11 protein-coding genes are annotated in these 13,787 nt (G+C 62.5%); 3 read left to right on the forward strand and 8 right to left on the reverse strand.

Features of this window, described 5'->3' with window-relative positions:
- Window positions 1–41: 41 nt before the first annotated feature.
- From ACWBU6_RS00685 to ACWBU6_RS00700, 4 genes are all read right to left on the reverse strand, one after another.
- Complete coding sequence (locus ACWBU6_RS00685) at window positions 42–1,610, reverse strand: oleate hydratase (protein WP_452646976.1); 1,569 nt, start codon at window positions 1,608–1,610, stop codon at window positions 42–44.
- Between the two features lie 86 nt (window positions 1,611–1,696).
- The gene (locus ACWBU6_RS00690; RefSeq protein WP_452646977.1) at window positions 1,697–3,097 is read right to left on the reverse strand and encodes an RtcB family protein; all 1,401 of its coding nucleotides are present in this window, start codon (window positions 3,095–3,097) and stop codon (window positions 1,697–1,699) included.
- 101 nt (window positions 3,098–3,198) lie between these two features.
- Window positions 3,199–5,988 (reverse strand): EAL domain-containing protein, encoded by a 2,790-nt coding sequence (locus ACWBU6_RS00695; RefSeq protein WP_452646978.1) that lies wholly within the window; start codon window positions 5,986–5,988, stop codon window positions 3,199–3,201.
- Window positions 5,989–6,122: 134 nt separating this feature from the next.
- A complete protein-coding gene (locus ACWBU6_RS00700; RefSeq protein WP_452646979.1) occupies window positions 6,123–8,357 on the reverse strand; it encodes a YgiQ family radical SAM protein in 2,235 nt (744 codons plus the stop codon).
- A 243-nt stretch (window positions 8,358–8,600) separates the two neighbouring features.
- Between ACWBU6_RS00700 and ACWBU6_RS00705 the strand changes: the two genes are divergently transcribed.
- Window positions 8,601–9,113 carry a DUF1269 domain-containing protein gene (locus ACWBU6_RS00705; RefSeq protein WP_452646980.1) on the forward strand — a complete coding sequence of 171 codons (513 nt, stop codon included), beginning with the start codon at window positions 8,601–8,603 and terminating at the stop codon, window positions 9,111–9,113.
- A 172-nt stretch (window positions 9,114–9,285) separates the two neighbouring features.
- Here ACWBU6_RS00705 and ACWBU6_RS00710 read toward each other — a convergent pair whose 3' ends face one another.
- A complete protein-coding gene (locus ACWBU6_RS00710) occupies window positions 9,286–9,558 on the reverse strand; it encodes a DUF4404 family protein (protein ID WP_452646981.1) in 273 nt (90 codons plus the stop codon).
- A gap of 143 nt (window positions 9,559–9,701) precedes the next feature.
- Here ACWBU6_RS00710 and ACWBU6_RS00715 point away from each other — a divergent pair, with 143 nt between their 5' ends.
- Window positions 9,702–9,929, forward strand: a complete 228-nt coding sequence (locus tag ACWBU6_RS00715) for a hypothetical protein (RefSeq protein WP_452646982.1) — start codon at window positions 9,702–9,704, stop codon at window positions 9,927–9,929.
- 263 nt (window positions 9,930–10,192) lie between these two features.
- On the opposite strand, the gene ACWBU6_RS00720 is transcribed toward ACWBU6_RS00715, so the two are convergent.
- Window positions 10,193–12,307, reverse strand: coding sequence for a M3 family metallopeptidase (locus ACWBU6_RS00720; protein WP_452646983.1), 2,115 nt, complete (start codon window positions 12,305–12,307; stop codon window positions 10,193–10,195).
- A gap of 130 nt (window positions 12,308–12,437) precedes the next feature.
- Between ACWBU6_RS00720 and ACWBU6_RS00725 the strand changes: the two genes are divergently transcribed.
- Window positions 12,438–13,103, forward strand: coding sequence for a hypothetical protein (locus tag ACWBU6_RS00725; RefSeq protein WP_452646984.1), 666 nt, complete (start codon window positions 12,438–12,440; stop codon window positions 13,101–13,103).
- Here ACWBU6_RS00725 and ACWBU6_RS00730 read toward each other — a convergent pair.
- Window positions 13,078–13,281, reverse strand: coding sequence for a SlyX family protein (locus tag ACWBU6_RS00730; RefSeq protein WP_452646985.1), 204 nt, complete (start codon window positions 13,279–13,281; stop codon window positions 13,078–13,080). The two genes, ACWBU6_RS00725 and ACWBU6_RS00730, sit on opposite strands and share 26 nt — an antisense overlap.
- 35 nt (window positions 13,282–13,316) lie before the next feature.
- The gene (locus ACWBU6_RS00735; RefSeq protein ID WP_452646986.1) at window positions 13,317–13,769 is read right to left on the reverse strand and encodes a cache domain-containing protein; all 453 of its coding nucleotides are present in this window, start codon (window positions 13,767–13,769) and stop codon (window positions 13,317–13,319) included.
- Window positions 13,770–13,787 lie beyond the last annotated feature (18 nt).

Raw genomic sequence — 13,787 nt, forward strand, 5'->3', positions numbered from 1 at the left:
CCAGGTCAAGGATTCCCCAATCGGCACAGCGCTTCACTTTGTCAGGCTGCCTTGACCAGCGCAGCCAGCATCACTTCCAGCGTCTTGTCATGGCGCTTGATCGGCGGGATCCCGCGTTCGATCCCGAGCAGCTGGTAGACCGCCATCTGCGCGGCGCGCACGGAGTATTCAACCGTGAACACCACGTCGTCCGGCACTTCGACGAACTGGCTGACCAGGGCCAGGTTGCGCGAGCCCGGCGGTACGGGCAGCGGACGGTCGCTGTAGTGGCGCGGCATGAACATGCTGGTGATGTAAGGCATGCGGCATGGAATGCAGTTAGCCTGCGCGAAGACCTCCGGTTCGAAGTTCAGGTGCCCTGCCAGTTCGCGCAGGATTTCCTCGCCGCTGCAATCGGCCATCGGCTTGGCGACGAAATTGCCGACACGGTCCGGGTGCAGGGCATAGCCCCAGAAGACCTTGACGTTGGCAGGCTGCCCGGCGAAGTGCGGCTGGTGTGCCAGCACGACTGACATCAGCCAGTTGGAATCCTTGAAAGTCACCAGCCCGCCGGTCCCCGCCACGTTGCCGCTGAACGCCTCCATCTGGTCAAAGAAGGCCGTATCGTGCAACGTGACCGTGAACGATTCCCACCATGACTGCTGGATGTTGCGGTTGAACGCCGCCGGGTTGCCAAGCTCGGGGCGGCCTTCGGCCAGCCGTTCCCACAGCTTCCATCCGCCGCTCTGGTGACGGTCGAGCCGTGGCGGTGCCGAAGTCATGCTGCCGAAGCTGGAAGCGTCGGTCATGGAACCGTTCTGGAAGAACACCAGGTCGTCGGGAGACACTGGCAGCAGTTCGCGCTGGCCGTTGCGTTCGAGCTCGATGGCATGCACCAGCAGTCCTTCGCTGGCATCGGCCAGCTTGATGTCCGTTACGGTGCAGCCGGTCTCGATGCGCACGCCCTGCTGCGCCAGCCAAGCCTGCAAAGGCCGAACCAGCGAATCGTACTGGTTGTACACGGTGCGCTTGACGCCAGCCAGCGTTTCAATGCGCGAAAACTCCTTCATGAAGCGATGCAGGTAGCGCTTGAACTCCACCGCGCTGTGCCACGGCTGGAAGGCGAAGGTCGTAGCCCACATGTACCAGAACGGCGTTTCAAAGAACGCCGGAGAGAGGTGATCGGTGATGGGGGAATTGCCCAGCGCAGCTTCGTCGGCTTCGTGCAGCTTGAGCAGCTCCATCCGGTCACGCAGGCTGAAGCCCATCGACGTCACATCGACCCTGTGGCGATTGCGGTCAACCAGGCGCGCCTGCGAGTGCGATCTGTGCAGCTGGTTAAAGGCAAGTGTTTCGTCCAGCACCGTCTGGCCGGAATGGACCAGCGATGGAATGGATGCGAACAAGTCCCATGTACACTCATAATTGTCGGTAGTCAGCATGCGGCCGCCGCGCAGGCGGTAACCGTCTTTCGCATTGCCCGCTCCATCCAGGCTGCCGCCGGCGACACCGAGCGATTCGTAAATGTGAATCCGCTCACCGCGCATATTCCCATCACGGATCATGAAAGCCGCTGCCGCCAGGTTGCCAATGCCGGCGCCGGCCATATACACCTGTTTTTCTTTTTCCATTTGATTACTCCTTGGTTGGTTCGGGAGTAACTATAGGTTTTCATCGTGCGGCTTGACTTTGACCTGGGTCAAGAACGCCGCAAACGTCAGGCTTTGAACGTGACCCAGGGCCGCAGCCGGGCTGCTGCCCGGATCAAGCCGGCTTCCTCCTGCGCGCTGATCACCGGGCCAATCGGCTTGTAGGCACTCGGCGCTTCTTCGATGCGCCGCTCTTCGCGCAGGGTGATGCATTGCCACGATTGCTCGCCTGGCGCGCCGGTTGGGCGCAGGGCGCGCGTCTCCTGCCTGCGCAGGCGCCGGCCTGCACCGTGGCTGCAAGACCATAACCAGTCGGCATGGCCCAGGCCGCTGGCAAGGAATGAGCTGTCGCCCATGGAACCGGGGATCAGTGCGAACTGGCCATCGTGCGCCGGCGTCGCGCCCTTGCGGTGGATATTCAGGCCTTGCTCGGCCAGGACGACGTTGTGCGGTACATCGACCACCAGCCGCGATGCGGATGCGCCAACGGTGGCTTCCAGGTCCTTCCGGACCAGCTCCGCCAGGACCAGGCGGTTGGCCCAGGCATAACGCGCTGCCACGCCCATCGCTTCGAGATACTCCAGGGCGAGCGGCCCCGAAAGGCCGTACAAGCCGCTTTCAGGATGGCGCACCCCGGCAGGCCACTCGGCGCGGGCACGATCCATCCAGGCCTGGCCTACGAAGAAGCCGAGATCACGCGAGCCGCTGTGAATCATCACAACGACGTCGCCGGCCTTGAGGCCGGCGCGATAGGCGGCATGGCGGTCCAGCACCTCTTCCACCACCTGCAATTCAACGAAGTGATTGCCACCGCCAGGCGTTCCGAGATTGGGGTCCCGGAATACCGCATGGCGCCGGCCGGTGAACGCCTCCGGCGCATGCCTCGCGGCGCCGCCAAAGCTTTGCAGGCCAACGCAATGGGCCAGTTCCTCCTGCAGGCGAACGTGATCCATTTCGCCCCACAGGCCGGCGCGAGGCATCTCCTGCAGGAAGGCTTGAGGACCTTGGTCGAACAGGGCACGGAAGGCTGCCGTACTTGCCGGCACATCGCGGCCGTTATCGAGCAGGCTGCGCGTCAGCCGCTGCACCAGACGATCCTTGTGTGGCTCGAGCTGCTGCAGCGTATGCCCCGTAGTCAGCAAACGCATGCCGCAATTGATGTCGGTGCCGATGGCGGCTGGAATCACGAAATCGCTGCCGGTCGCAACGACGCTCCCCACCGGCGCGATCGAACCGGGATGGAAATCGGGCGTGGCGCACGCCTTGCAAACCCCGCGTTCATCGTCATGACTGCGCACGGAGGCGAATTCAAGCAACTGGCGCACGGCCTTTTCTTCCAGGGGAAGGCTGGCTGGCAGGAGGATCTGCGCCTGGGCCTTCTCGTTGTGGATCTGGTAGACACCATCGCGATAGTTGACGATGATGCCGGAACGGGCAAAGGCCCGTTGAAGTCGAGTGTAATTGTTCATGGCTGCTACGGACGTAATGAGAACCCGCGACGTTCGCGGTAGACGTCCTCTCTTGCAGCAGCGCATTCAAGGAAGGAAAACGGCGCTAGTCTAGCACGGTTTCAGGCGGCAGTGGCTTGCGGCGTTGCCGAGGTGGGGATGGATTGCTGGTGCAGCATGGCGTCGAAGTCGGCGGCGGGGAGCGGACGGGCGAACAGGTAGCCCTGGCCGTAGTCGCAGCCGGCGCCGGCCAGCAGGTCGCGCTGTTCGGTGGTTTCCACGCCTTCGGCGATCACGCTCAGGCCAAGCTTGTGGGCCATCACGATGATTGCGTCCGACAGCGCCATGTCGCTCGAGTCGGGCGCCAGGTTGCGGGTGAAGCTGCGGTCGATTTTCAGGTAGTCGATGTCGAACTTCTTCAGGTAGGACAGCGAGGAATAGCCGGTGCCGAAATCGTCCAGCGCCACCTGGATGCCGGCGTCGCGCAGCTGCAGCAGCTTGTCGGTGACATTGGCATTGGCGTCCAGCAGCAGGCCTTCCGTAATTTCCACCACGATGCCTTCACCGGGTACGCCCAGCTGCTGCAGGTAGGCCAGCCAGTCGGCATAACTGCCGCGCTCGCGCTGGAATTCCAGAGGCGACTGGTTCAGGCTGACCTGGAAGCCGGGGTGCACTTCCTCGCGCCAGCGCTTGACCCACTGCGCGGATTCGCGGAACACCCATTCGCCGATATCGACAATCAGGCCGCTCGCTTCGGCCAGCGGGATGAATTCCAGCGGGCTGACCATGCCGCGTTGCGGGTGCTCCCAGCGGATCAGGGCTTCTGCCTTGTGCACCTTGCCGCTCTGGAGGTGGACGATAGGCTGGAAATACAGTTTGAGCTGGTTGCCTTTCAGGGCGCCGCGCAGGTCGTTGGTGAGGCGCATGCGGTTCAGCGCAGCGACCTGCAGGGCAGGCGTGAAGTAACTGAAGCGGTTGCGGCCCGCGCCCTTCGCTGCATACATGGCCTGGTCGGCGTGCTTCAGCAGGTCTTCCATATTGCCGGCGTCGTCGGGATAAATGGTGATGCCGATCGAGGCCGATACGAAGGCCTGCTCCTGTCCCAGCTGGAACGGCATGCGCAGGCTGTCGATGATGTTCTGGGCAATGTCTTCCACCCGGTCCACCTCCGACAGCTCGGGCAGGATCACGGTGAACTCGTCGCCGCCCAGGCGCGACACCGTATCCGACTGGCGCACGCAGGCGCCGATGCGGCGCGCAGCCTCCACCAGCAGCACGTCGCCCTGATGGTGGCCCAGGGTATCGTTGACTTCCTTGAAGTGGTCAAGGTCGATGAACAGGATGGCGATGCGGGTGCCGTCGCGGCGCGATTTCAGGATGTCGTGCTGCAGGCGGTCGAGGAACATGCGCCGGTTCGGCAGCTGGGTCAGGGTGTCGAAATTGGCTTGCTGCCAGATCAGGGCTTCGGTTTCCTTTTTCTCTGTGATGTCTTCGATCATGCACAGGTGGTGGGGCTGGCTTTCCGTTTCCACGGCATTGATCGAGGCTTCCACCCACACGATGCGGCCGTCGGGACGCATCAGGCGCGTCTCCATCTTGAAGCCGGAAATCTGCTGCGACGCCAGCTGCGCCATTTTTTCCTGCTCGGGCGCCACGTCGTCCGGGTGGCAGATCTCCAGCCAGCGGCTATGGCGCATTTCCTGCGCCGAGCGGCCCGCAATCTCCGCAAAGCGCTGGTTGACGTCGCGGAACTGGCCGCCGCTCGAATCGATCAGGGCAATGCCCATCGGCGCTGCTTCGAACATGGTGCGGAAGCGCTGCTCGCCCTTGCGTATGGTTTCCTCGGCACGCGTGCGTTCGCGCGTGAGCAGCGAGAAGTGGATCACGGCACCCAGCACCAGCAAGCCGGCCGCTACGCCGAGCACGCGATACAGCCAGGTCAGGTCGGAGCCGGGGTCGGCGTTGTACAGGAAGCCGGTCCAGGTCGCCCCTTTCGGCATCATGCCCAGTTCCGTGTAAATGTCGGCGATGTGCTGCCAGCGGTCGGGGTTCATGTAGCCGATTTCCACCAGCACCGGTTGCACCAGGGGCACCATCTGGCGCGCTTCGTACAGCAGGTGCATGCGGTCGTGCTGGCGCGAATATTTGTTGAGGATCAGGTCGACGATTTCTTCCTGGTGGCTCATCGCATACTGCCAGCCGCGCATGCTGGCGGCGCGGAAAGCGCGTACGCGCTCCGGGTGGTTCTTGATTTCCGCTTCGCTGGTGAACAGGTTGTCGCCGTAGAAGTCGATGCCGGCGGCGCGCGGACTGTAGATGTCGTAGGGGAAGCCGAGGCGGTCAAGGTAATCCGGCTCATTGCTGACGAAGATGGACATGGCGTCGACCTTGCCCTTCACCAGGTCGTCCGGATTGAAGCTGTGCTCGACGCGCACGAGCTGGTTGGTGGCAATGCCTTCCTTGCGCAGGTAGGCCATGATCTCGTCGGCCTGGGTCAGCTCATCGGTCAGGGAACCGATCATCACGCGCTTGCCGATGATGCTGCGGATATCCGGCGCCGGGCCGGTCTGGCGCATCGCCAGCGCATACGGGGAATGCTGGAAAACCACTGCCAGCACGACCAGCGGCTTGCCGGACAGGCGCGCCAGCAGCAGGCTGCTGCTGCCAACACCGTACTGGGCGCGGCCATCGAGCACGGCACGTTCCGGCTCGTTGCCGTCGCTGCCTTCCAGCAGTTGCACATCGAGCCCGGCATCGCGGTAGTAACCCTTTTCCAGCGCAGCGTAATAGCCGGCGAACTGGAACTGGTGGCTGTGCTTGAGCTGCAGCGTGACGCGTTCCTGCGCCTGGACCCAGGGCGCAGGTGCCGACAGCAACAGAAATATGAACAGGCCAGCCAGGAATTGGGGCACGTTTTCGTCCGGATACAGAGTTGGCAGAGTCTACAAGCCGATTGTATCCGCTTCATCGCAGCTGGCGCGCCGAAGTGTGGCTTTCCTGCTGCAAAATCCTATGGAATTGCAGCAGGCGATAGCACGTTAGCGTTTTACTTACGGCCCGGGCGGCCGCCCGTCTTGGCCGGGGCGGGCTTTGCTTTGACTTTGATGGTGTCGAGGATGGATGGACGGGCCTTGGTTTCCACCGTGGCGCGCGCCGTCATCGAGCCGGTCAAGGCGTTCGGCTTGCCGCCGCGGCCGATGTGGGCCGGCGGCGGCAGGCCGGCGCCGCGCTTCTGCTGGCCCGGGGCCAGGGTCGGCATGGCGCGCTTGCCTTGCGATGGCTTGAAATGCTCTTCGCCGACGCGGTATGGCGGGATCAGGTGGCGTTCGCCATCGCCGATCAAGTCGCCGCGGCCCATGCGGCGCAAGGTCTCGCGCAGGATCGGCCAGTTTTTCGGATCGTAGTAGCGTAGGAAGGCCTTGTGCGCCTGGCGCTGCTTGAGCGTGCGCGGCGTTTCCACGGTTTCCGAGGTGTCGGTGACCTTGTGCAGCGGGTTCTTGCGCGAGTGGTACATGGCGCTGGCCATGGCCATCGGGGTCGGCATGAAGGTCTGCACCTGGTCCAGGCGGAAATTGTTCTTCTTCAGCCACAGGGCCAGGTTCAGCATGTCCTCGTCCGTCGTGCCCGGGTGGGCCGCGATGAAGTATGGGATCAGGTACTGCTTCTTGCCCGCTTCCAGCGAGTACTTCTCGAACATCGCCTTGAATTCGTCGTAGGCGCCGATGCCCGGCTTCATCATCTTGCTCAGCACATTGGTTTCGGTGTGCTCGGGCGCGATCTTCAGCAGGCCGCCCACGTGGTGGGTCACCAGCTCTTTCACGTATTCCGGCGAACGCACAGCCAGGTCGTAGCGCAGGCCGGACTGGATCAGGATCTTCTTCACGCCCTTGATCTCGCGCGCCTTGCGGTACAGCTGGATCAGTTTGCTGTGGTCGGTGCCCAGGTTGACGCAGATCGACGGGTAGACGCAGGACAGGCGGCGGCAGGTTTCCTCGATCGACTTGTCCTTGCAGGACAGGCGGTACATATTGGCGGTCGGGCCGCCCAGGTCGGAGATGATGCCGGTGAAGCCCTTGGTCTTGTCGCGGATATGCTCGATCTCGCGCAGGATGGACGGCTCGGAACGGCTCTGGATGATGCGGCCTTCGTGCTCGGTGATCGAGCAGAAGGTGCAGCCGCCGAAGCAGCCGCGCATGATATTGACCGAGAAGCGGATCATTTCCCAGGCCGGAATATTGGCATTGCCGTAGCTTGGGTGCGGGGCGCGCGAGTACTCCATGTCGTACACGCCGTCCATTTCATCCATGGCCAGCGGCAGCGGCGGCGGATTCATCCACACGTCGCGGTCGCCGTGCTGCTGCACCAGCGCGCGCGCATTGCCCGGGTTGGATTCGAGGTGGAACACGCGCGAGGCGTGGGCGTACATCACCGGGTCTTCCTTCACCACCTCATAGGATGGCAGGCGCACCACGGTCTTGTTGTGCTTTTCCTTGGCGGCGGCCAAGCGCTCTTCGCGCGTCATGATGATGACCGGCTTGACCACCGGTTCCGGCGCGGCGTTCTCGGTGGCGCATTCCTTCTTGTCCTCCTTCGCCATGGCGTAAGGATCGGGATGCGGGTCGACGCGGCCCGGCACGTCGACGCGGTTCGAGTTGTGCACCGCCCATTCGCCGGACGGCAGCCAGCCGTGCGGCACCAGGAAGGCGGTGCCGCGCAGGTCTTTGATCTCCTTGATCTTTTCGCCCATGTCCAGGCGGCGGGTCAGGTCGACCAGGGCCCGTTCGGCGTTGCCGAAGATCAGCAGGTCGGCCTTGGACTCGGTCAGCACCGACTTGCGCACCTTGTCCGACCAGTAGTCGTAGTGAGCGATGCGCCGCAGCGAGGCTTCGATGGAGCCGATCACGATCGGCGTGCCGGGGAAGGCTTCGCGCGCCTTTTGCGCGTACACGGTCACGGCGCGGTCAGGGCGCTTGTTGGGCTCGGCGTTCGGGGTGTAGGCATCGTCGGAGCGGATCTTGCGGTCGGCAGTGTAGCGGTTGACCATCGAGTCCATATTGCCGGCGGTGATACCGTAGTACAGGCGCGGCTTGCCCAGCACGCGGAACGATTCCACGTTGTGCCAGTCCGGCTGGGCGATGATGCCCACGCGGTAGCCTTGCGATTCCAGCAGGCGGCCGACCAGGGCCATGCCGAAGCTCGGGTGGTCGATATAGGCGTCGCCGGTCACCAGGATGACGTCGCACTGGTCCCAGCCCAGGGCGTCCATTTCGGCGCGGGACATGGGAAGGAAAGGCGCAGCGGAAGCACGCGCAGACCGCTTGGCGACGGCCGCGAAAAGATTGGTTGGGGGATTCATCCCGGCATTGTACCGGAAATCGCCTGTTTTCGCCCACTGCCGCGCACAAAAAACCTTTAGATTTCAGTAACTTGTGACGTTCCAGCAAGGCGTTTCGGGCAAATACACATTGAACATCGTGCCATTTTTGCTATAACGGGTATACAACGTCTTCCATGGAGTGTAATCATGCGACGCAGACTGTACTACATGCTTCCCAATGTCAAAGCCGCCCGCGCAGAACTGGACGAACTGCTGCTGGCACGCATCGAAGAACGGCATATCCACTTCATGGCAAAAGAGGGCACCCTGCCCGATGACATGCCAGATTGCAATTTCCTGCTCAAAACGGACCTGATCCACGGCGCCAAGCTGGGGATCGCCATTGGCGGGATCGTGGGGCTGTGTGCCGGCATCTTCCTGGTCGTTTTCCCACCTGAAGGGCTGACCCTGCGCACCATGACCATCCTGCTGGTCACGCTGGGCGGTGCACTGTTCGGCGGTTGGGCCAGCGGCATGAATGCGGCGGCCGTCCCCAACAAGAAGCTGGAACAGTTTTCAGAGCGTATTGAACAAGGTCAGGTTTTGATGATGGTAGACGTGCCAGTGCGGCGCATGAAGGAGATCGAGGAAATGATCGCCAAACGTCATCCTGACTTCAACTTTGGCGGTGAAGAACCGCCCATGCTGGCCTTCCCATAAGGCTAGCCTCCCGGGGGCCGGCCGGACAGCCGGTAAAACCCCGGGTTCCATACCGGAGGCGGGCTGCGGCCCGCCTTCTTTTTGCTCAGTTTGATCTGTTTGATCAGTTGGTGCCCGGGCCGGATACGCAACACGCTGCGCGTGGCGCGTCTCCGGCGCTGGCATCAATTCGTTAAATTCCCATATTCCCCAGGATGCGCGTAAGTTCGCGCAAAGTTGGCTCCAATGCCGGGTGTTTGGCGGCAAATTTGGCGGTGATTTCTTGCGTGCGTTCGGCCAGGCCGTAGGTGGAGGTGCCGCCTTCGGGCTCCGGCGGCTGGTCGAGGATCAGCTTGATGTCGCCATCGAGCTGGCGCAACAGGCTTTGCAATTCCTCATCGACCGGGCCGTGGTGGGCCAGCGTGGCGTGCAATTGGCGCAGAGTCTCCTTCAGCTTGGTGTCCATGATCCCTTTCCCCGGTGAAGTGGCTACCCCTCTTTATACACCCATCCGCCGCGACCAGCTACGGATGTGCTCAATTTCGGGCCGGCCCGAGGGGAACGCAGGAAAGCTTGGTGCGCTTGCGGGGCTTGCTGCTGGAACAGGGCATGCCAGCGTTCCATCGCGGCATCATCGAGGCCGGCGCCGCGCAAGAGGGCAGTCCAGCCGGCTCTATCGATGCCGGCCGTGGCTGCTTCGCCAGCGCGCAGCGGGGCCGCCGTCCCGAGCACGCGCAGCAGCAGCGCCTGTTGTTCGCGCGCGCGTGCAGCAGGCGCACCAGGGCGACCGTGATGGTGGCGTGGTACTTGTTTGCCGCGCCGAGATGGCTGGCGTAGGCGCGAAGGGTGGCGCAGGTGTGCGCGATCACCTCGTCGAGCGGATAGCGGGAGAGGTAGAGGCACGCCAGCCTTAATGGCCGGCGTGGCTGAAGTGCCGCGGAGGGAGCGTGCAGCCTTCGAGGCCGCGCAAGAAGTCTGGATCGTCCATGGCTCAAGCTTAAAGCTCTCTACCATGGACGGCTCAACTTTATCCGGTGGCGTCATGGCCCAACGCGCAACACGCCGCGCGTGGCGCATGCCGGGACTGACCCGGGCTGACTTTAGTTGGCTTTCAGGCCGCGGCGTTCCAGCAACGGATCGATCTTGGCATCGCGGCCGCGGAACTCGCGGTACATCTGCATCGCGTCCATCGTGCCGCCCTTGGACAGCAGGGCCTTGCGGAAGTGATCGCCGTTCTTGCGCGACATGCCGCCGTTCTCGGTGAACCATTCGACCGTGTCAGCGTCCAGCTTTTCCGACCACAGGTAACCGTAGTAGCCCGCCGAGTAGCCGCCCGCGAACACGTGCGAGAAGTAGGTGGTGCGGTAGCGCGGCGGCACCGGTGCGAAGTCGATGCCCGCATCCTTCAGCACGGACGACTCGAAGCCCAGCACGTCAGTCGGGATCTTGTCGGCGGGCAACTGGTGCCAGCGCTGGTCCAGGATCGAAGCTGCCAGGTATTCGGTGGTGCGGAAGCCTTCGTTGAACTTGGCGGAAGCCTGCACCTTGTCCAGCAGTTCCTTCGGCATTGGCGCGCCGGTCTGGTAATGCTTGGCGTAGTTGTTCAGGATTTCCGGCCAGGTCATCCACATTTCATTGACCTGCGATGGGAACTCCACGAAATCGCGCGGCACGCGGGTGCCTGCAAAGCGCGGATACTTCACATCGGAGAACATGCCATGCAGCGCGTGGCCGAATTCGTGGAACAGGGTGCGCGCTTCGTCGTAGGTCAGCAGGGTCGGTTCGCCGGCAGCCGGCTTGGGAATGTTCAGGTGGTTGGCGACCACCGGCTTGGTGCCCATCAGCTTGGACTGCGACACGTAGGCATTCATCCATGCGCCGCCGCGCTTGTTGCTGCGCGCGTAGAAGTCGCCCAGGAAGATCGCCAGCTGCTTGCCGTCCGCATCGAACACGTCGAACACGCGCACGTCTTGCTGGTACACCGGCAGGTCCTTGCGCTCCTTGAAGGTGATGCCGTACACCTTGGTCGCTGCAAAGAATACGCCGTTCTGCAGCACGTTATCCAGTTCGAAGTAAGGCTTGAGCTGGTTCTGGTCGAAGGCGTAGCGCGCCTGGCGTACCTTGTCGGTGTAGAAAGCCCAGTCCTGCGCCGCGTTGGTGAAGCCGCCCTTTTCCGCATCGATCACGGCCTGGATATCGGCCGCTTCCTTGCGTGCGTTATTCACGGCCGGCTTGGACAGTTCGCCCAGCAGCTTGTTGACGGCATCGGTGTCGTGCGCAGTCTGGTCTTCCAGCTGGTAGGCGGCGTGCGAGGAATAGCCCAGCAAAGCAGCGCGTTCGGCGCGCAGCTTGGCGATCTTCAGCACGACTTCACGGTTGTCGAATTCGCCGCCATGGCTGCCGCGTGCCAGCGAAGTGGCCAGCAGGCGTTCGCGGGTAGTGCGGTTGGTCAGTACTTCCAGGGGGGCCTGGCCGGTGGTATTGGCGATGGCGATCAGGAACTTGCCATCCTTGCCCTTGGCCTTGGCGGCTGCAGCGGCGGCGTCAATCGCCTTCTCTGACATGCCGGCCAGTTCTTCACGGGTGTCGACCACCAGCGCGGAGGCGTTGGCTTCCTTCAGCACGTTCTGGCTGAAGGTGGTGGAGAGGGCGGCCAGTTGCGAGTTGTAAGCTTTCAGCTTTTCCTTGTCGGCAGCGGACAGCTTGGCGCCGGCGCGCACGAAGTCGGTGTGGTAGCGTTCCAGCAGGCGCTTCGACTCAGGATCCAGCTTCAACTTGTCGCGCTTGTCGTACAGGGCCTTGATGCGGGCGTACAGCTTTTCGTTCAGGCGGATCGCGTCGCTGTGGGCGGACAGCTTCGGCGCCAGTTCGCGGTTCAGCGCCTCGAAAGCGTCATTGGTGTTGGCGCCGGACAGGTTGCCAAACACGGAGCTCACGCGGTCCAGCAGGCGGCCGGAACGCTCCATCGCCACGATGGTGTTGTCGAAAGTCGGTGCGGCCTTGTTACTGGCGATCTTCGCGATTTCCGCAGCCTGCTGCTTCATGCCCTCTTCATAGGCAGGACCGTAGTCCTCGTTCTTGATCTTGTCAAAAGCCGGATAGTTCAGCGGCAGCGTGGATTCGGCTGCGAAGGGATTGGACGCCGGCAGGGCGGCATTTGCGATACCGGCAACAGCCAGGCTGGCGGCGATAACCAGCAGTTTCGGACGGAACATTCTCTCTCCTGTTTGTAATGTTTCGAGGCGCACGATAATAACAATCTTGCCGGGCAAAGTCATGTTGCGCTGCGTTGCGATTGCTGTCATTGTTGATCACTCACGGCAGACAACCATCTGGGAGAGCGTTATGAAAGTAATTGCTTACCTTGCGTTTGCAGTTTGCAGCATCGCTCCACTATCGGCTGGCGCCGGCGTGATCGACTTCGAAGACCTGCCGCACCTGGCCTATCTTGAACTTTCGTCGCAGTCTTCACGTGGCTACCTGGTCACCCACGGGGGCGGCGTCGTCGACCCGTTTGCATATGTCGTAGGCCCCACTGGAGAAGACGCCTTGAATTATTCGGGCAACGGCAGCCGCCGCCTGGTGGCTTTCAATACGTCCACCATTACCCTGAGCCGCCCAAGCGGCGCTGCCTTCGATTTGCTGCAATTCGACGGGGGCGAGAGCTGGCTGGCCATGCCGCATGTGTGGGCGCGCCAGATCCAGGTGCTCGGCCAACTGGAGGCGGGCGGCAGCGTCGCACAAGTTTTCACGCTGGACTTGATCAAGAGCCTGCATGACGGCTTGCAGCCATTCATCCTCAGCGACGCTTTCCGCAACCTGGTGTCGGTCACGTTCTCCGGGCTGGGCGCCACCGGCGGCGGACCCGAGTTCTCGCTGGATAACCTGGTAGTCGAGCAGGAGGCGGTGCCGCTCGAAGCACCGCCTGCCTTGTGGCTGGCGGGCGCCGGGCTGGCTGCGATGACGCTTGCCCGGCGGCGCAGGATCAATAGTGCGGCGGCCGCTCGTTGAGCGGGGTCTGGTCGGCCAGTGTGGAGGTGCGCACGCGCTCGGCAAGCGCGCGCACCAGGTCTTCCAGCATATCGATCTGCTTTTGCTGCTCGTAGACACGCTGGTTCAGCGACTCCACCAGGTCCTCCTGGTGCACCAGTTTAAGTTCAATATTGACAAAACGATCTTCGCTGCTCACTGCCTGCTCCTGCCAAGGGAAAAGCAAGCATTCTACTATTTCAGGTACACCCCGCCGCAGAGGATAAGGTCTTCTTCCGGCACGCAGTACATGGTTTTCGGCTCGATCTTGCCGGTGACGGGGTTGTTGAATTTATAGTCCTGCCAGAAAGGCATTTTTTTCTTTGCCATGTCGACGCGCTCTTTCACAAAAGCCTTGCCGTCGACGTCCTTCAATTCCATCAGGTTCTTGCCGATCATCTTGGCGTTGGCGCCGTGCGCGCGTACCACGCCGTCGGTGCCGTAGACCACCAGGTATAAATCGCGGTCGACAAACTGGCCGTCCTTCTTGTCGATTTCTGCGAAGGTCTTTTCGCGGCCGTTCGATTTCAGGTAGCCCAGGGCCTTCTTTACCATTGCCTCGGCTTCAGGCTTGGTTACCACATCCGCAGCGCTCACCAACGGCGCTGCGCCCGCCAGGGCGGCGAGCAGGCAAATGCGAATAAACATGGGAGCCTCCCATCTAAA

It is taken from the genome of Pseudoduganella sp. HUAS MS19, from assembly GCF_053615455.1.